Source organism: Flavobacteriaceae bacterium GSB9, assembly GCA_022749295.1.
In the GTDB taxonomy this organism is placed as follows: domain Bacteria; phylum Bacteroidota; class Bacteroidia; order Flavobacteriales; family Flavobacteriaceae; genus Flavisericum.
The window spans coordinates 381,707-401,223 of record CP062007.1; the positions used below are offsets into that span (position 1 = coordinate 381,707).

The following is a 19,517-nucleotide window of genomic DNA, read 5'->3' on the forward strand; positions in this document are numbered from 1 at the left end:
AATAAACTAAAACTAACTATGAATAAAAAAAAATTACCAAAAGCCTTACTTTTTAGTTGCACACTGGTGATGGCTTTAGCATTAACTAATTGCAAAAATACTGAGGATAATAAGGCACAAGCAGAAACCAAAACAGAAGAACCGACATTTTCAAATCCTATTTTAGGGGGCGATTATCCAGACCCTTCCATCGTTCGGGTTAGCAAAGACTATTACATGACGCATTCGTCATTTAATTACTATCCCGGGTTGTTGGTTTGGCACTCAACCGATTTAATTAACTGGAAACGCGTTTCGCATGGGTTAACCAAATATGTAGGTTCAGTTTGGGCACCCGATTTGGTTTATGTAAATAACAAATATTATATCTATTTTCCAGCTGGTGGAACCAATTGGGTCGTTTATGCCGATTCGCCGGAAGGTCCCTGGAGCGAACCCGTCGATTTGAATTTAAGCGGGTATATAGACCCCGGTCATGTTGTTGACGATGAAGGCAATCGCTATTTATACCTCTCGCATGGCTATGTGGTAAAACTGACCGATGATGGCTTGTCAACTGCTGAAGAACCCGTTAAAAACTACGAGGGTTGGCAATTTCCAAAAGAATGGAGTACCGAATGTTTTTGTTTGGAGTCACCAAAATCTACCGTTAAGGACGGCTATTATTATTTAACCACGGCCGAAGGCGGTACGGCAGGCCCGGCAACGGCGCACATGGTGGTTTCAGCGAGATCGAAATCCCCTTATGGACCTTTTGAAAATTCACCGTACAACCCTATTGTCCACACCGAAGATAGAAGTGAACGTTGGTGGAATCAAGGGCACGGCACATTGGTTGACGACGTAAATGGTAATTGGTGGATTATGTACCACGGCTATGAAAAATACTATCAAACATTAGGACGACAAACACTGATGCTGCCTGTAGAATGGACTGAAAATGGTTGGTTTAAAGTGCCCGATGGCGTAAAAGCTTTTAACGATATTACTTCTCCAAATCTGCCTGTTTCAGAGCGTGCCCATGGTTTAAGTGATAATTTTGACGACGAAAAGTTGAGCCTTCAATGGCAATTTTATAAAGATTACAATCCCGAACGTATCGATTTTGAAGACGATGCATTAGTATTAAAAGCCGAAGGAAAATCGTTTGTTGATAGTTCGCCCATTTTGGTAAATAGTGGAGATAGAAGATACGAAGTTCAGGTAGAATATACGTTTGAAGGTGATGTGGAAGTGGGGCTGTGTCTGTATTATAACGAAACGGCCAACATGCACATTTCTGTTCAAGAAGACCGCTTCAGCGTTTATAACCGCCAACGAAGAAAGATCAGTGACAAGAACAATTTGGGCAATCATGGTTATTTAAGAATTTTAAACGACGAAAACGAAGTGAGTTTTTATTTTAGCGAAGATGCCCAAAACTGGACTCGTGTAGAACGTAGTATTGAGGCTAGTGGCTTTAACCACAACGTTTTTGGCGAATTTTTAAGTTTGCGAGCCGGATTGTTTGCTTTTGGCGATGGTAGTGTTAAATTTGACAACTTTAAATATCAAACACTCGATTAATTTTAGCATTAATAAAAAATATATGAAATACATAGTTTGTGAGAAACCAGGAGAATTTATCCTCAAGGAAAAAGAAGCTCCAAAACGAAAAAAGGGAGAAGCTCTCTTAAAAATAAAAAAAGTAGGGATTTGTGGTACCGATTTGCATGCCTATGGTGGTAATCAGGCCTTTTTTACCTACCCGCGAATTTTAGGCCATGAGTTGGCTTCCGAAGTTTTAGAAATAGATGATAACGAAAATGGTATTAAAGCAGGCGATAAGGTTGTGGTGATGCCTTACGTAAGTTGCGGAACATGTATAGCGTGCACAAACGGAAAAACCAATTGCTGTACCAATATTAAAGTTTTAGGGGTTCATGCCGATGGCGGTATGCAGGAGCAAATTACCGTACCAGATAATATCTTGTTGCCAGCAAACAATCTTTCAGATAACGAAATGGCCATAGTAGAACCTTTGGCTATTGGTGCCCATGCCATTAGGAGAGCTAATATCCAAAATGGAGAAACTGTAGCCGTGGTAGGCTGTGGACCAATCGGAATCGGCATCATGAAATTAGCACAAATAGCCGGAGCCAAAGTTATTGCTATCGATATGAACGAGCAACGCTTAGCTTACGCGAAAGACAAAATAGGTGTTGATTATGTAGTTAAGGCTGGAGATTATGCTATTGAAGATATTTTAAAAATCACAAACGGCGATTTATGTACTGCGGTTTTTGATGCTTCTGGAAATAAATTTGCTTTAGAGGCTTGCCCAAGTTATATGTCGCACGGCGGACGTTTTATTTTGGTGGGACTGTCAAAAGGCGATTTAACCTATAACCACCCTGCAGTCCATGCAAAGGAAATGACTTTAATGTGCAGCAGAAATGCCACTACCGAAGATTTCGAGCATGTTATTAGTGTGCTTAATCAGTTTCCAACGGATTCGTTCATTACGCATGCGGTTGATTTTACTGAAATGATTCAGCATTTCGATAGTTGGTTAAAGCCCGAAACAGGTGTGATAAAAGCAACGGTGAGTTTTAGTTAATTTAAGAAACCAAATACCAAAAACTAAAATGATTATAGATTCACACCAACATTTCTGGCACTACGAACCTTTAAAGCACAGTTGGATTGATGAAGAAATGGCTGTTATTCGAAAGGATTTTTTGCCTTCCGATTTAAAAAAAGTTTACCATGAAAATGGTGTTGAAGGTTGTGTGGCCGTACAGGCCGACCAAACTTTGAAAGAAACCGATTTTTTATTGGGTTTGGCGTCAAAAAATGATTTTATTAAAGGCGTTGTAGGTTGGGTAGATTTTCGTGCCGATAATATTGAGGATATGCTTCAAAAATATAGTGGTTCTCAAAAGTTAAAAGGGTTCAGGCATGTGGTGCAGGGCGAACCTGATCACAATTTTTTGTTACGCCCTAGTTTTTTAAACGGCATTAAGGCTTTGGAAAAACACAATTTTACCTACGATATTTTGGTGTTTCCTCATCAATTGGGGGCGGTTTTAGAATTTGTAAAGCGATTTCCGAACCTTAAATTTGTAATCGATCATATCGCCAAACCTTATATAAAAGATGGGTTTTTTGATGGATGGGCAATAATGATGCAAGAAATTGCAAAACAAAGCAATGTATATTGCAAAGTTTCGGGAATGATTACCGAAGCCGATTACAAATCGTGGACAGAAGCACAAATGAAGCCTTATTTAGACTTGGTTTTTAGTGCTTTTGGAACGGAACGAATTATGTTTGGTTCCGATTGGCCTGTTTGTTTGGTGGCAGGGAATTATTCCGAAGTAAAGACTATTATCACTAATTTTATCAATGGCCTTTCAAAAACAGAGCAAAAGGCAGTAATGGGCAAAAATGCCATTCAATTTTACAATTTATAAACAAAATATTAATGGACTTAGGATTAAAAAATAAAGTAGTTGTTGTAACTGGTGCGGCTGGTATAAAAGGTAGTATTGGCGAAACTATCGTTCAGCATTTGGCGAATGAAGGTGCTACGCCTGTAATTGTATGCCGAAATGACCGTGGCTATGGTTATGAAAAGGAACTTCAAGAGCGCGGCATTGATTCCATATTCATAAAAACTGATTTATCCGATTACAAGCAGATAGAAAAAGCGGCAAAGAAAATCGAGGAAAAATATGGTAGGGTAGATGCGCTCATTAATAATGTAGGCGTAAACGACGGTGCTGGTTTAGATAGTTCGATGGACGATTTTATGTATTCCATTAAGCTTAATTTGGTTAGCTATTTTGCGATGACCAAATATTGCTTACCCATGATAAAAAAGGTTAAAGGAAATATTTTAAATATAGGATCTAAAGTAAGTATTACAGGTCAAGGCGGTACGTCTGGCTATGCTGCTTCAAAGGGCGGTGTTTACGGCTTAACGCGCGAATGGGCGGTAGATTTAATCAAAGAAGGTATTCGTTGCAATGCTATTGTCATAGCAGAAAGTTGGACACCGGCTTATGACAATTGGATAAAAACACTTGAAAACGGCGAAGAGAAGTTGAAATCTATCGTTAAAAAAATTCCGTTAGGAAATAGAATGACTACACCCGCCGAAATTGCAGACCAATGTTTGTTTACCATTTCAGATAAAGCGTCGCATACCACTGGGCAGTTTATCACGGTTGACGGCGGCTACGTGCATTTAGATAGGTCTCTTTTAACCGAATAAGCATAATTTTACAACTAACAATCAACTAAACTAACGAACCATGAACAAAACCAAAGCACCGGTTGTAGCTAAATCGGTTTTAGTACCGTTTATTTTAATCACCTCACTTTTTGCTCTTTGGGGCTTCGCTAATGACATAACAAACCCGATGGTGTCGGCATTTAAAAAAGTGTTGGAACTCGATAACTTTCAAGCATCCTTAGTACAAATGGCATTTTACGGGGGCTATTTTACCATGGCTTTGCCAGCAGCCATTTTTGTGAATCGCTATTCGTATAAAAAAGGTATTTTATTAGGTTTAGCGCTTTATGCGGTTGGAGCAATACTCTTTTATCCCGCCGCTGCTTTTGAGGCCTTTGGTTTTTTCTTGGCGGCACTTTACATTTTAACGTTTGGCTTGGCTTTTTTGGAAACCACGGCCAATCCGTATATCCTTTCCATGGGAGACGAAAGTACCGCAACTCAGCGTCTTAACTTGGCGCAGGCATTTAACCCTATTGGAGCCTTGGGAGGATTAATTGTAGCGCAAAAATTTATTTTAGGGTCGTTGCAATCCGACGACTTGAATCCAGACGGCACTTCAGTTTATGAAACTTTAGATGAAGCCGCCAAGACCGTTGTTCGTACCTCAGATTTGCAAGTAATCCGTAATCCGTATGTTATTTTAGGTTTAGTGGTTATTGGCTTTTTTGTGCTTATAGCCGTCATGAAAATGCCACAAAATAAAGAACAGGAAAGTCGGGTACATATTGGAAATTCTATAGGAAGATTGTTCAAATCACCAAAATTTGTTTGGGGCGTCATTGCTCAAGCGTTTTATGTGGGGGCTCAAATTATGTGTTGGACGTATTTATATCAATATGCAGAGTCTATAGGTATAGATAACCAATCTGCTGTAACTTATGGCATTAGTGCATTAGTTATTTTTCTACTCGGGCGTTGGGTAGGTACAGCGCTCCTAAAATATGTTAATAGCGGTCAATTATTATTCTATTTTTCTATTGGAGCTTTGTTTTGCACGGCAATAACAATGTTTGTAACGGGTATGGTTGGCCTTTATGCTTTGGTAGGAATTTCATTTTTCATGTCGATTATGTTCCCAACTATTTATGGAATTGCTTTAGAGGGGCAAGGCGAAGACGCTAAATTTGGAGCTGCCTTCTTGGTCATGGCAATTGTTGGTGGTGCTTTAATGCCAACTTTGCAAGGCTTGATTTTGGATTTGGGCGGGACAGGTTATACCGATACGCTTATTTTAGGAGTGCCTGAAGTGAATTTTTCATTTATACTTCCAGCCTTTTGTTTCGTGGTTATTGCCTATTATGGTATTGGCGTTTATAGAAATAAATTTAAATAATTATGAAAACCAAACGGCACTGTTTCGCTTGCGATTTAAAAGACGACTCTAAACTTATCGAAGCCTACAAAAAGCATCATGCAAAAGGCAACACATGGCCAGAAATCAACCAAAGCATTAGGGATTCGGGTATTGTAGATATGGAGATTTACCTAACGGGAAATCGTATGTTTATGATTATGGAAGTTGATGATACTTTTAGTGCTGAACAAAAAGCCAAAATGGACGCCGAAAACCCAAAGGTACAAGAATGGGAAAACTTGATGTGGGACTACCAACAGGCATTGCCATGGGCTAAAGATGGCGAAAAGTGGATTCCTTTAGAGCGTATTTTTAAGCTTTAAATTAGAGATTGTTTACTCGGTCAAAAACACGGTCAAACTCAATGCGCCGTGTGCTCCAATAACCAGCGATTGTTCAATATCAGCAGTTTTTGAAGGCCCCGAAATAAACACACCAAAATCGGTTTGATTATTGGTAAGTTTCTCATATGCTTGATGCATATAAGGCTGAATATTTTCTTTTGAAAGCACTAAAACAAGATGTTTTGTAATAAAAGGTAAAACACGAATAGGCAAGTCTTGGTCTTGCACCCAAACGGCTCCATTTTCGGCAACAGCCATAGGGCTTTCTAAAATTAAAACATCAAGATCTTCTAATTCACTAGGGTTCTCTATGCCGTTTAAATCGATAGTGTTAAAATCCGATGTACCTTCCAAAGTCGAAAAATTAACTTTGGTATTGGGCAGCATCTTGTTTATTTGTAATACAACATCTGCGCCAGATGTGGCATGATAAACATTTCCACCAACAACTTCTACTTTTTTGGTGAACTCCTCTACAAGGTTTAAGTCTTCGTCAAATATCGACGTATCAATATTTGGTAAATTGAGGCTTTCTGGTTTGTTGGCTTTTACTTTGGCTAGTATTTGTGCTCTGCTTCCCATGGCTTAATCGTTTTTTTTGTTTTGCTGTCTTTCGTTATACCAATCGTCAAAACTCTGTTTTGGTCCTGTTGGCAAATCACGTGTTTTGCCCCAAGTATTGGGTTTAGAATTAATGACCGATTTAGGTAAATTCCTTAAAGACCACCGTGCTATTTTGCCCACTTTTTCAAACTTTTTAGGTTTGGCAAATATACTGCCCATAATTTGCATCGATTTCTTTTTTACAAAAGGCTGTGGTGTGTTTTTTGTAATAATTTGACGCCATTTATATAATTGAGCATGAATATCAATTTTAACTGGACATACATCACTGCAAGAACCGCAAAGGGTAGATGCAAAGGGTAGTGTGCTATGTTTGGTTAAATCTTTACCAGGCGACAGAATAGAACCAATAGGTCCTGGAATTGTGGCATCGTAACTATGGCCTCCGCTTCGTCTGTAAATAGGGCAGGTGTTCATACAAGCTCCACAACGAATACAATGTAATGAAGCCCTAAAATCAGGTCGGCTTAATTGTTCTGATCGACCGTTGTCTACAATAACAATATGCATTTTTTTGCCTTCACGTGGCTTTTTAAAGTGCGATGAATAGGTTGTTACCGGTTGTCCGGTAGCCGATCGTGCCAACAGCCTTAAAAACACACCCAAATGCTCTTGTTTAGGGATGATTTTTTCCACACCCATACAAGCAATATGAACGGGTGCTAAATGCACCCCCATATCGGCGTTTCCTTCGTTGGTACAAACCACAAATCCACCAGTTTCAGCAATAGCAAAATTAACGCCTGTAATGGCGGCATCTGCCTCAATAAACTTTTGTCTCAAATGTTTTCTGGCTTCACCAGTTAAATATTGTGGGTCACCGTCGCAAGGTTTTGTGCCTAAATGCTCTTGAAAGAGTTCGTCTACTTCGTGTTTATTTTTATGAATGGCGGGTAATACAATGTGACTGGGAGGCTCTTTGGCTAATTGCACAATACGTTCGCCTAAATCGGTATCGACGACCTCGATATCATCGGCCTCCAAAAAAGGATTTAAATGGCACTCTTCAGTAAGCATCGATTTACTTTTAACCACCTTTTTGGCATTATTATCTTTGAGTATTTTATGAACAATTTGGTTATGCTCCTGCGCATCAGCAGCCCAATGTACTTCAACGCCGTTCTTTTTGGCATTAGCTTCAAAGTCTTCCAAATAGGTGTCGAGGTTGGAGAGCATATGTGCTTTGATGCCGTGTCCTAAATCCCTAAGGTCTTCCCAGCCTTTTACATGGTGAACGGTTTTATCACGTTTGTGGCGCACAAACCATAAGGCTTTATCGTGCCAGTCAACTTTTTTTTCGTCCTTGTTAAATATGCTTGCTAATTTCGCGTGACTCATAGTTTTTTTGTTGTAAAGTTTAACGGCACATTTTAAATATTACTGTTTAAAATTTCAGCAATATGCAGAATTTTTAAAGGCTGTTTATTTCGGGTAACCAAACCTTCCAAATGCATTAAACAGGAAGTGTCTGTGGCTGTTATCACTTCAACACCACTTTCCAAATGGTCTTTTATTTTGTCTTTGCCCATTTTCACAGAAATGGCTTCTTCGGTAACAGCAAAGGTGCCCCCAAAGCCACAGCATTCATCGCCTCGTTTTACAGGCATAAGCTCAACTCCTCTAACTTCTTTTAAAAGTTCTTCAATGTAGGAGTATTCAGGTGTAACGCGTTCTGAACAGGACCCCAAACGAAGCCCACGTAAACCATGGCAACTTTTGTGTACCCCAACTTTATGCGGAAATGAAGCACCTAAATCTTTAATTTTTAAAACATTTAAAATGAAATCACAAAGTTCGTAAACGTTGTTTCTAACTTTAGTCACATCATCTGTCTGGGGGATAATGTCATAGTGCTTTTTTACGTGGTAGGCACAACTTCCTGAAGGTGTTACAATATAATCGAATTCCTTAAAGTTATTTACAAAATGGTTACAAGCTCCAATAGATTCTGATTCGTATCCAGAATTTGCCATGGGTTGGCCACAGCAAGTTTGCCCAGACGGATAAACCACTTCTACGTTCAGCTTTTCCAAGAGTTCAAGCGTTGCTTTGCCCACTTGCGGATACAATTGGTTAATATAACACGGAATGAATAAGCCTACTTTCATTTTAAATCATCTTAATTTTTAAAATTTGCTTTAGTCTTTACCAGACTTATTATTTCTTAAAAGGTACAACCTTTTGTTTTGATGTTCCTAAGCCTTCAATGCCTAGTTCTACAACATCACCAGCCTTTAAGTATACAGGAGGGTTTAAGCCTAAACCAACACCAAAAGGGGTACCGGTTGAAATGATATCACCAGGAAGAAGTGTCATAAATTGACTGATATGGCTTATGGATTGTTGCACGTTAAAAATAAAATCGGAAGTTGAGCTATTTTGCATCACCTCACCGTTCAATTTTAACCATAAATTAAGGTTATTGGGATCTTCAATTTCATCAGTTGTGGCAATAAAAGGCCCTACAGGAGCGAACGTATCGCAACCTTTTCCTTTACACCATTGACCAGAACGTTCAATTTGAAAAGCACGTTCACTTACATCGTTGTGCAATACGTAACCCGCAATATGGTCAAAAACATCGTCTTCTTCAACATAAGATGCTTTTTTTCCAATAACGATTGAAAGTTCTACTTCCCAATCGGTTTTTGTACTACCTTTTGGCAACATAATATCGTCATTTGGCCCAACCATAGCAGAGGTCGATTTAAAGAATAACACTGGCTCTTTTGGAACTTCCATCCCAGCTTCAGCAGCATGCTGTGCATAGTTCAAACCAATACAAACAATTTTTGAAGGACGTGTTAAAGGTGCTCCCAAGCGAACACTATCGTCAATTTCCGGACAGCTATCTTGATTGCTATCTAACCAAGTTTTTAGTTTTTCAATGCCGTTATTTCCAAAGAACTCTTCGTTATAATCTGAACCAAAAGCAGATACGTCAATTCGTGTACCATTTGCTAATTGTACTCCTGGTTTTTCTTCACCTACAGCACCAAATCGTATTAATTTCATATGTTATTTTGTGTTTTTTAGTTGATTAATTTCCATTTAAAGTAACAAATCCGCCGTCTATAGCATAATTTGAACCCGTTATAAATCCAGCTTCATCAGAGCATAAAAAGAGTACTAAATCGGCCATTTCTTGTGTGCTTCCCATACGGCCAATAGGCTGCGTTTTTGAAAGTTTTTCAAACATTTCCTCCTCTTTTCCAGGATAGTTTTTCTTAATAAAACCATCTACAAATGGAGTGTGAACGCGACCAGGAGCAATACAGTTGCAACGAATGCCGTCGTTAATGTAGTCTTTTGCAATAGAGTAAGTCATGGTAAGCACGGCGCCTTTGGTCATTGAATATGCAAAGCGGTCGTTGATGCCAACGGTTGATGCAATTGAGGCTAAATTTAAAATAACACCGTTTTGCTGTTCTTTCATAAACGGAATAACCGCTTTTATGCAGTTGTAAACGCCTTTTATGTTCACATTATACAGGCGATCTAAATCGGCTTCTTCAACAGCTTCAATATTTCCAACGTGGGCAATTCCGGCATTGTTTATAAGAATGTCGATGGTTTCGCTTTCTGAAATTTTATTGACAATATCGAAAACATTCTTTTGGTTGGCAACATCGCATTTATGGGCTTCGGCTTGTCCGCCCTCACTCTTTATTTTAGCAACAACACCTTGAGCGGCCTCTAGGTTGAAATCAAGAATATGAACTTTAGCATTTTGTTGAGCGAAGGTTAGCGAAATGGCCTCACCAATGCCACTACCGCCACCAGTCACTAATGCTACTTTGTTTTTTAAACTGAATTTTGTCATTATCGTTTAGTTTTCAATACACTCTATTTTTCGAGCGAAAACAAAATTACAGATTATTGAAGTATCAATCTTCCTAATATTTGATTGATTATGATACTTTTTTTGCTTTTTTATGTCTTTAGTGATGCTGCGAAGCAATTTAAATCATGATTTTATCTAAATGTCTTTGCGCTTTTCTAGGTATTCTGAAGGGGTACAGTTCATAACCAGTTTAAACTGTCTGTTGAAGTTAGAAATGTTATTAAAACCTGATTCGTAGCAGATGGTAGAAATATTGAATTTCTTTTCCAAAAGTAATTTACAGGCATAGCCAATTCGGATTTCTGTAACGTATTTTGAAAATGTTTTTTTGTTTACACGTTTAAAAAATCTGCTGAAAGCCGAAGGATTCATGTTGGCTATTTCGGCAGCTTTATCGAGTGAAATCTCTTGGTTGAAATTTTTAAAAATATAGGCTTGTACATTGTCTTGGGTATCGCTTTTTGAAGCTTGGAAAGAATTTACAAAACCTTGGCTGGATAAGCGTTTGGTTTCCTTATGTTTGGCAAGCGCGTTAAGAATATTTAAAAAGGCCATCGTTTTTTCAAAACCTTCTAATTCCAGCATACCTTGAATATCTGAAATGAGTTTATGGTCAATATTCAAAAACTTGAGTCCAAAACGGGCACGTTCAAATAACTCTAAAATGTGAATCATCTCAGGGGTTTCAAAGAACTTTGGTCCCAAGTAATCTTGCTTGAAATGAATGGCGATAGCTTTAGCAGTTTGTTTTGAAGTTTGTTTAAAATAATCTTCATCATTTTGCCACATATGCGGCAAATTTTCACCTATCAAAACCACATCGCCAATACCAAATTTTTCAACACTGTCGCCAATAAAGCAAGTACCCTCACTTTTTAAAACTACTACCAGTTCCAATTCTGGATGGTAATGCCAAATTTTTAAAAAGTAAGGGTACTCGTTAACTTTGGTTGCAAACGAACTGTTACTGAGATTACTTCGGTCTAAAAAGTGAAGTTTCATCTGTCTGTTTTCATTGTTTTAAATAGGTTAGATGTAATTCGTCATTAAACAATTCGATTGGTATCAAGAATGGTTATGACTCATTTCATATTTTAAAACAGAATACTTTTTATTAGCCCAAATTTAACTAAAAATCAGTTAATTGGCAAAAATAGTATATATTAAGGCATCGGTTTTAAACCTTCCCATTTTACATTCCAGGTACCATCTTTTGGAAAACCGGGATTTTCAACCGTATTGCCGTCGAATCCGGCACACATCAATGCTACTGCCGATAGGTAACCACCATTTCCTGGAAGATAAAGTGTTAATCTCGGGGTTTGGTAATTATGCCCTCCGGGTAAATACGTATTGGTTGTTTCGTCTCTAAATAATGCTTTTATAGCATCTTCAGGGCGGTTTAAACGTGTTGCAGCCATAGCTTCTAATGGGAAGTCCCAACCCCATGTATGCCCCCAATTCCAAACTTCGTCAACCACATCGAAGGTTCGATTCATGGTGGAGATGTCAATGTAATTGTTATGAGGTAAATAACTAATAGCCCCCAGAACGGCAGGGTGGTCAATTTTGTGTTCGCTGGTTTCAGAATACGAATTCGGAACACTTTCGGCCACTAAATACACGCCATCTTTTTCAGCCATTGGCGATAATTTATTAATAATTTTTTGCCAGTCTTCCTTTGGTTCTAAATTCAATCTTGTACGCCATTCCTGCGCTTTTTCCAAGGCCCATTTCCAATAGGATAATTCCATTGGCGGATTGTAAGTTTCTGTTTTATCAAAACATTCCTGTGCAGGAATTACGCCTTTACCGAGGTTGTATCTGTCGTTTTCTTCATCGTAAGTAGGGAAAGACGCCATAAAATCGGCTGTTTCAAAAATAAGGTTTTTGTATTTTTCCAAATTCTCTTGGGTGGGGTTGTTTCTGTAAATTAACTCTGCTAAATAAATAACGTGCGGTTGTTGCCAAATTAAGAACGACCCCACATTTGATGGTGCCTCACCACCTTGGTGATCAGTCATTTTTTGCCAACGCACGCCTTCATAGCCTTGCCTTTGCGCAATTTCCTTTGCGCTATCAAAAGCCTCAAAATACCACCCTATACTTTTTTCCAATAAATCGGTACGTCCCCAAAGCGGATAGTGTGCCCCGTGCCACCAGTACATTTCCATGTGTGGCTTGCCGTACCAACTATTGTAGGTTAATCCAGTTTCCTGAACAGGATAACTGCCGGCGCACTGCGAACGGGTTAAATACTGCGAAAGCACCACACGACGCTCCAACTCGAAGGCACGAGGGTCGGTACATTCCGAAAAATCAATGGCACCGCCCGATTCCCAAAAGGTTTCCCACATCAACTGGCTATTTTTTTCAACTGTTGCAAAATCCTGTAATGCGTTTTCTGGTTTTTCTTCTGAAAATAGAACGGTAGTTTCAAACGCATCTTTGGCCATGGGCGAAATGATATAAAAATGGTCTTCAATTTTTGAAACTTCGCCTTCTGAAGATAAATTGGCGGTTACAAAATACTGGTCGTTATCCAAGCTCCTGCTAAAAACAAATGATTTACCCGACTCATTATCAACGGTAGTTTCGTGTTTTTCGCTATTGCTGTAATTGATGCCGCGGTCTGAAAATTTGTTGGTCGGATAGGGAAACCTGAATTTTAGCTTAATACGATTTTCAGCCAATAGAGGTGATTCTATTTTAGTTGATACCGCATCGGTTGCAGCATTGCAATAAGTGAATACTTTAATGGGGTTACCTTCAATCGTAAACTGGCTTTCAATTTTCCCTGTCCACAGATTGAGCTGTTGGTTGATGTTTTCGATATCATTAGGGGTAGCTAAAGTGCCATCTTCCTTTAAAATTTGCAAACCGAAATTTCCGAGTTGAAGTCGGTGTGGATTGGCTCTAAAATAATCGGCGGCAGCCATGGCACGATCATCCGCACGGTTTTGAATGGCGTACAAACTATTCGGGTTACCATTAAAATTGTAAGCTTTTAAGGTTTCTTCGTGTTTGAAATTTTCGGTATTGGGAAAGGTGTGCCATCCCCATTCCGATTGGGTGCCCAGTGGTACGCCCAAGCCATAAAACTCGGGGAAGGACTGTAGCCCAGTAGCATCAACGGTAAACGAAAATTTTCCATTGCCCACATTTAGAGAACCCAAAGTGTCTATTTCCAAAATTTTTACGTTATGCCGGGTTACCACGGCATGTCGGTCTATTTTATCTGTTGGTTCTGATTTTTTTTCTTTTTCCTTGCATGAAAAAATCATTGACATTGATAATAGTAAGAGTAAATAGAGGTTAGTTTTCTTCATTATTTAGAGTGTATTTAATTGTTGATTTTAAAAATAAAACTTGAGGCCGTTTCATATGTTCCGCCTTGCGAAGCTGTAAAAAGGTATGTTGGCTTTCCGTTTTGAAACAATATTTGTGGTCTTTCGGCACGACCGTAGCGGTTTAAATGTTTGGGTGCCGGTGGCTGTTTGATATACTTATTAAGTTGTTGATAGCCAATTTGTGGTTCCGACCAATGTTTTCCGTCTTCCGACTCTATATACAAACCCACATCAATCCCATAGACGCCTAAATCTCTGGCCAGCATCTTAAATTTACCGTTTTCGTACCACATGTAAGCATCTTCGCATTGTTGGTTATTACCCATGTTGTGGTAGTCAATTACAGGGTTGCTTTCGTATTTTTTATAAGGACCGAAAAGTGATTCCGATGTTGCCAAGCCGTACTTTCTGTTGCCTCTAATTTTAAATTTTGGATGAATATATCCTTCTGTGTCAAACGATTTGTAATAGAGCCAATACTCGCCATTGGGGTGTTTAAAAAATGATGGGTTGGTGGTGCAATGGTCGTCCCAATCACCAGTTTTCCCGGGAAGCAATAAGGGGGAATCGGGGCGCTTCCAAGGACCGTAAAGGGAATCGGCAGTAGCCAAACCAACACGTTGGGTATTCAGTTTTCCATTGGAGTTTCCCATAAAAAACAGTGCATATTTGCCGTCTACAAAATGGATGCTTGGGTTGTGGCAAGTGGTGGCATCCCAAAAACCTTCGCCCCTTGGTGCTAAAACGGTACTCACATATTCGTAAGGGCCTTCGGGTTTATCGGCTACGGCATGGGCAATTTCAGAAGCATGAGTCCATCCGCTCATACGTTCTGCTTTTGGCCACCTCGAAAAAAACACATGGATTTTTCCATCAGGACCTTCAATAGGGCTATTGCACCACACATAATAATCTTCAAATTCCAAAGCTCGGCCAACGGGCGTTAGGCTTTTTTCGAAGTCGGATAGCTTCGGGTTGTCTCCTTCGAAGTTTAAAAACGATTGCGCTTGAAACGGTAAATACGAACACGCAGAGGCCAGCAATGATGTAGCAATAAAATCCCGTCTTTTCATGTGTTTTATTTTATTGTTTTTCAATGGTCACATGTAACCTTTGATGCTTAAAATTATCATTTCGCTGTGTGTTTAACTATTATTTTAAGCATGTCGGTTTCATTAGTCTCTTTTTAACGTTAAGCTCATCAATCCAATCACCACATCGTTGGCAATGGCTTTAATTTCCATGTTTTTTAAGTTTTTTTCAGGGTTTAACGATAAATCCAAAAGGGTCCCTGCACCACCTTCGATACCGTAATCGCTAAAACCTTTAATGGGTTTAAAATTGCTAAAGGTTCTTGTGATGTCACCTGTCTTAAAATATATTCTTGGTGGTTTTGGTGCACCAGTAGTGAAGGCTAAGCCGTCAATAAAATAATCTTGTTCGATAGGCCACCAGTTTTCTGGGTTTTTTAGCTCAAGAACCTCATAACTGCCATCGGTATAATTTACAACAATTTCACCGTTTGTAAACCTACTTTGCATCGGGTTAGTGCTGCCAGCCATCATAAAAAAAGCATGTGAGGCTTTTCCAGAAAGGGGAACGCTAATACTTTTTGGAAAATTATCCCACATGGAAACGAATGCGATATTGTTTTCGTTTTCATTTGAAGGTGTTTCAAAAGGAATATTTTGCGGACTTAAAATCGTATTATCCTGACCCGCTTTTTTCCGTAATCCAGAATCGTCAATTTCTGGTTTTACGTAAGGGTAGCACCAGTTTCCAATGCCTTGAGTGGGCAGTTGAAGGGTAGGGGAAGTTGGTCGCGGACTTAAATAATTTTCTTTAAAAATATTGGTGACTTTACTATTGAAAATGTTTTGTAAATCAACCTTTTCAAAGCTGGTGTCTTCTGAAAATGTTTCATCCCAATTATGAAATTTTGAAGCTTCCTCTTTTTTAGAAACCTCTAAATGAATGGGTTGCCACCAAATCATATCACCTTGGTGTAACTGCACAAAAAACGTTTTGTTTCCGTTTTCTGCATCAACTTTAAAAATAAGTTCTTTGGATGTTTTGTTGACTACTGAAAATGAATTTTGTGGATCGTAAATTTGAACAATTTCTGCTTTTGAAATATGGAATTGTCTTTCATCATTTTTTTGGGCATCAAATTGAAATTTAGGGTGTTCCAAAGTTTCGCCATTCCATTTAATTTCAATGGTATAATGTTTTTGATATGGACTTTCAATTATAATTTTGGGGTTGCCAATAGCATTTTTATCGAATTTCCAAACAGCATGTTTCCCGTTAATTTTTATAAATTCAATAGCATCAAATTCGGCATCAATGTCCAGTTGGAGTTTCATTTTCTTCTTAAACTTTGAATAGATACTATATTTTGAAATTTTTTCTGATTTTTGAAAATCTATTTTAATATCGGGAATATCCAATACGGCTTCGTTCCATTTTTTTGGAAAACCTGGCTCAATATAAAGTGTGCTATCAATTGAATTTGGCTGAATACCAAACAAGCCTTCTACCAACGATCGTGCAGCCATACCGATGGGGTCGGCAAAATCGCGGTATAGTTCACCACGAATGGCATCGTAATGCGACAATTGCTGAAAGCCGCCAGGTGAAGCTCCCAAATACATGCTTTCAATCAACGCACTTTGCCATAGTTTATAGGCTTCCTCTTTTCGGTTGCCCTGCCAATAGGCCAAAGCGGTATGTAGGTTTTCGGCCAAAGCCACATTGTTGACTGACCAAGTATAGGGTTGCCAATTGCTGGTGGAAATCAATTCCAAATCATCAAAAGGTAAACCCTCTGCTTTTACGGGAATGTGTGGTATTTCGGCATCGATATATCTCAGAGCTTGGTAGGCTTGAAATTCATCTGCAATATCTTCATCCAAAACATGGTAAATGGTCCAAATGCCTGGGTTTTCGTGTAACAATTGATTTCCGAGCAAATCTTTGTATTCAGCGAAAACGCCTTTGTCGGAAATCCATAAATGGTTTTTAATAGCATTTTTGATGAGCTTGGCTTCTTTTAAAAAGGGTTCGGGGTTTTCACCTAAAAGTTTAGCAATGCTGGCAGCTAAAAGGTTTGCAGAATAATTATATGCCGATGAATAAGCCACACCACCACCAGAGTATTGTAGGGCGTCGCTAGCCCAAATGGTAGCATAGGCATCGTAAAGTCCGTCGTCATCAGCATCAAAGTTTCGCTTTTCCCAGGCGATATGACGCTTTACAACGAGCCACATTTTTTTCATGAATTTTAAATCGCCTGTCCACTGGAACCCGCGAAGTAATTGATTGATAAAAACCGAGTTCATGTCGTAATGGTGTGCTATGGTATTGTTGTTTGGTCGTCGGCTAATATAACCCCGACTAAACATAGCGGTGCCCAAAACTTCCTTTTGGCGGGCAAAATTTCTGGAACTATCTAAAACCACTGGGCCCGTTTCGGGCTCTAAAACCTGCGAATTGCCATAGCTTTCAAAATGCGTTTGCGCTCTATCGTGCCATCCTAATGGATGCGCCACATAGGCGCCACGCCAAGCATTTAAGTGCATGCGCCACGCCACTGCACCGTGTAAATAGGCTGGACTTTCCCAAATGGCATCACCAGCAATGGCCAGCGCACCGCCCAATGTGTTTAAGTATTCGTCAGGAGTGTTTAATTTTACACGGTCTTTTAAGCGCTCAGTCTTTTCAAGTGCTTGTTGAAATTCGGTTTGAATATCTTTTTGTGAGGTTCTTGCAAGCTGGCCTTCGTTTTCGATTTTCCAGAAAAACGTGTTTTCAGAACCCAATTCGATTTGCCCCATTAAGGCCGGATGATTTTCGGCTTTTCTGTTTGATATTTTAATCGGGGAACCATCCACTGAAGCTTCAACCAGTTTGGTGCTTGACTTTGGAAAATACCCCACAATTTGACGATTGTTGCCCGTTTTTTGTTTATTGGTTTCTGAACCAAATTTTAAAACAAAATTGGTTTTATCGATGCTGTATTCGTTATTGATACAATATTCTGACTGAAGATAAAATACCGATTCGGGGTCGGCACCTATATCGCCCTCGCGATGAAATTTTTTCGCATTGGCACCACCGTAAAGCCATAATAAGACGATGTTTTTCGGTAAGTTATTCGTTTCAACTTTTAAAATTAAGGCTTCCTTTTTGGCATGAGCTACTACTTGCAGGCTAATGGAACCATTTTTTAGCATGGTATCTTTAATGTTGTAAATCATGGTGCCAGGGTTGTAAGTTGTAGAAATGGCATTGGCAACCGATAACCATTTACTTTCATAGCCGTTTGATATCCCCAATTTTAAATTGCCACCCATGCCTTTTAAGTACAGTGCAAATTCGGGCAAATCACCAGTTTCAACCCTAAAACCTGTATTTGTTCCGTAAAGAGCCCTGTTAAATTTTCGAGTGCCATTTTCTAAGACAAAACTTTCACCTTTAGGAGTATAATGTACTTTTCTTTGTTCTTGTGTTCCCTGTTTGTCTTGAGCAAAGCAGCCTATTGAGCATATGAGTACTATTATGATACTTTGAATAATATTTAAATTTTTTAATGGGAGCATTTTTGAATTTATTTTATGGCAACATCCCAAACCTTCGACAATTTTGAAGAGCCTTTGGGGCCTTTTATTTCTAAAATCACAACATATTTTCCTGCTTCATCATATCGATGCACAGGGTTTTGTTCGTTCGAAATAGTACCGTCTCCAAAATCCCAATGCCACGAATTGATTTCACCGCTTGATTCATCATTGAAGGCCACTATTCTGTTTTTAATGTTCAGAATTTCAAATGACCATCGGGCATCAATTTCCTTGGTGAATGCGCTTTCAATGGGCATTAATTTAAAAGGCAATAAATATGATGCGTTGCCGTACATGGTGTGTTCTTTTGAAAGGTTCCAAAAACCATTGTTTTCTTTTTTGTTGACATCGTCGTAATCAATAATAGCCCAACAAAGGCCAATGTTTTTGTTTTCTTCTAAAATGGATGTTATGGCTCTATCTGGACTGTTTCCTGCATAGTCAAAAGGTGTAATCCAGAATTCTAAAATGAGCTTACCACTTTCACCTGGTTTAAAATTGTAGTTATAGGCGGCATTGGCATACGGCAAATCCTTTATCCATGGTTGACTACCCCAAACCATAGTCCAATCTTTGTTCTTTGCAGGAGTGAAAATGTGATAGTTTTGTGCATGGACACCATGATATGAATAGAAGGCCTCCATAATGTTCAAACTTTTGTTGGGGTGAAAGCGGTCTATGAATGGTCCTCCAGACTGGTCGGCATCAATTACAACCTCAAAGGTGTCGTTATGTAAATCAGATTGCGAAAAATCCCAATAATCATCATAGGCTTCGTATAAAAAATAGATACGGTTTAGCCCTTTTACCCAACCTACTTTAACTTTTACATCCAAATTTTTTGGGTTTGCATTAGGCTGTTTTTTGCTATCGTCCCAAAGTTCATCCATTCCAATGGTATAGCTTTCGGGAACGATGTTCCAATCGTCTGTATTACCATTGATAGTTGGAATTTTGTCTGCTGGAAATTGAAATACTTTAAAGCTTCGTGTTTCTTGCGCTTCAATTTTAAAATTGATTGTTAAGATGATTACAAAAAACAGGGCTTTTGGGAGATTCAGAAAAACTGTTTTTAAATTTTTTATGTATAACATTTA

Annotated in this window: 16 protein-coding genes; 6 read left to right on the forward strand and 10 right to left on the reverse strand. The window is 38.9% G+C overall.

From position 1 onward, the window contains the following. The first annotated feature begins 18 nt into the window (after window positions 1–18). Genes GSB9_00361 through GSB9_00366 form a run of 6 tightly spaced genes read left to right on the forward strand, consistent with a single transcriptional unit; the run spans window position 19 to window position 5,959 of the window. Window positions 19–1,566 (forward strand): family 43 glycosylhydrolase, encoded by a 1,548-nt coding sequence (locus GSB9_00361; GenBank protein ID UKM63815.2) that lies wholly within the window; start codon window positions 19–21, stop codon window positions 1,564–1,566. Between the two features lie 22 nt (window positions 1,567–1,588). Further along, complete coding sequence (locus GSB9_00362) at window positions 1,589–2,599, forward strand: zinc-binding alcohol dehydrogenase family protein (GenBank protein UKM63816.1); 1,011 nt, start codon at window positions 1,589–1,591, stop codon at window positions 2,597–2,599. A 28-nt stretch (window positions 2,600–2,627) separates the two neighbouring features. Beyond that, window positions 2,628–3,455 carry an amidohydrolase family protein gene (locus GSB9_00363; GenBank protein UKM63817.1) on the forward strand — a complete coding sequence of 276 codons (828 nt, stop codon included), beginning with the start codon at window positions 2,628–2,630 and terminating at the stop codon, window positions 3,453–3,455. 11 nt (window positions 3,456–3,466) lie between these two features. Continuing rightward, window positions 3,467–4,258, forward strand: coding sequence for an SDR family oxidoreductase (locus tag GSB9_00364; GenBank protein ID UKM63818.1), 792 nt, complete (start codon window positions 3,467–3,469; stop codon window positions 4,256–4,258). A 40-nt stretch (window positions 4,259–4,298) separates the two neighbouring features. Next, window positions 4,299–5,615 (forward strand): L-fucose:H+ symporter permease, encoded by a 1,317-nt coding sequence (fucP, locus tag GSB9_00365; protein UKM63819.1) that lies wholly within the window; start codon window positions 4,299–4,301, stop codon window positions 5,613–5,615. A 2-nt stretch (window positions 5,616–5,617) separates the two neighbouring features. After that, window positions 5,618–5,959: an L-rhamnose mutarotase gene (locus tag GSB9_00366; protein UKM63820.1), complete on the forward strand. Its 342-nt coding sequence runs from the start codon at window positions 5,618–5,620 to the stop codon at window positions 5,957–5,959. A gap of 12 nt (window positions 5,960–5,971) precedes the next feature. Here the strand turns inward: GSB9_00366 and GSB9_00367 are convergent, their stop codons facing one another. From GSB9_00367 to GSB9_00376, 10 genes are all read right to left on the reverse strand, one after another. After that, entirely contained in the window at window positions 5,972–6,562 is a 591-nt protein-coding gene (locus tag GSB9_00367) for a lactate utilization protein (GenBank protein UKM63821.1), read from the reverse strand. A 3-nt stretch (window positions 6,563–6,565) separates the two neighbouring features. Beyond that, a complete protein-coding gene (locus GSB9_00368; GenBank protein UKM63822.1) occupies window positions 6,566–7,942 on the reverse strand; it encodes a lactate utilization protein in 1,377 nt (458 codons plus the stop codon). Window positions 7,943–7,974: 32 nt separating this feature from the next. Then, the gene (locus GSB9_00369) at window positions 7,975–8,712 is read right to left on the reverse strand and encodes a (Fe-S)-binding protein (protein UKM63823.1); all 738 of its coding nucleotides are present in this window, start codon (window positions 8,710–8,712) and stop codon (window positions 7,975–7,977) included. Between the two features lie 49 nt (window positions 8,713–8,761). Then, window positions 8,762–9,619, reverse strand: coding sequence for a fumarylacetoacetate hydrolase family protein (locus GSB9_00370; GenBank protein ID UKM63824.1), 858 nt, complete (start codon window positions 9,617–9,619; stop codon window positions 8,762–8,764). Between the two features lie 25 nt (window positions 9,620–9,644). After that, on the reverse strand, window positions 9,645–10,427 hold the full coding sequence (locus GSB9_00371; protein UKM63825.1) for a glucose 1-dehydrogenase: 783 nt from the start codon (window positions 10,425–10,427) through the stop codon (window positions 9,645–9,647). Between the two features lie 156 nt (window positions 10,428–10,583). After that, window positions 10,584–11,450 carry an AraC family transcriptional regulator gene (locus GSB9_00372; protein ID UKM63826.1) on the reverse strand — a complete coding sequence of 289 codons (867 nt, stop codon included), beginning with the start codon at window positions 11,448–11,450 and terminating at the stop codon, window positions 10,584–10,586. Between the two features lie 161 nt (window positions 11,451–11,611). Continuing rightward, a complete protein-coding gene (locus GSB9_00373) occupies window positions 11,612–13,777 on the reverse strand; it encodes a hypothetical protein (GenBank protein ID UKM63827.1) in 2,166 nt (721 codons plus the stop codon). A 14-nt stretch (window positions 13,778–13,791) separates the two neighbouring features. After that, complete coding sequence (locus GSB9_00374) at window positions 13,792–14,871, reverse strand: glycoside hydrolase family protein (protein ID UKM63828.1); 1,080 nt, start codon at window positions 14,869–14,871, stop codon at window positions 13,792–13,794. A gap of 102 nt (window positions 14,872–14,973) precedes the next feature. Then, window positions 14,974–18,399 (reverse strand): DUF4450 domain-containing protein, encoded by a 3,426-nt coding sequence (locus GSB9_00375; protein ID UKM63829.1) that lies wholly within the window; start codon window positions 18,397–18,399, stop codon window positions 14,974–14,976. Between the two features lie 8 nt (window positions 18,400–18,407). Beyond that, window positions 18,408–19,514 carry a PKD domain-containing protein gene (locus GSB9_00376; GenBank protein UKM63830.1) on the reverse strand — a complete coding sequence of 369 codons (1,107 nt, stop codon included), beginning with the start codon at window positions 19,512–19,514 and terminating at the stop codon, window positions 18,408–18,410. Between the last annotated feature and the right edge of the window lie 3 nt (window positions 19,515–19,517).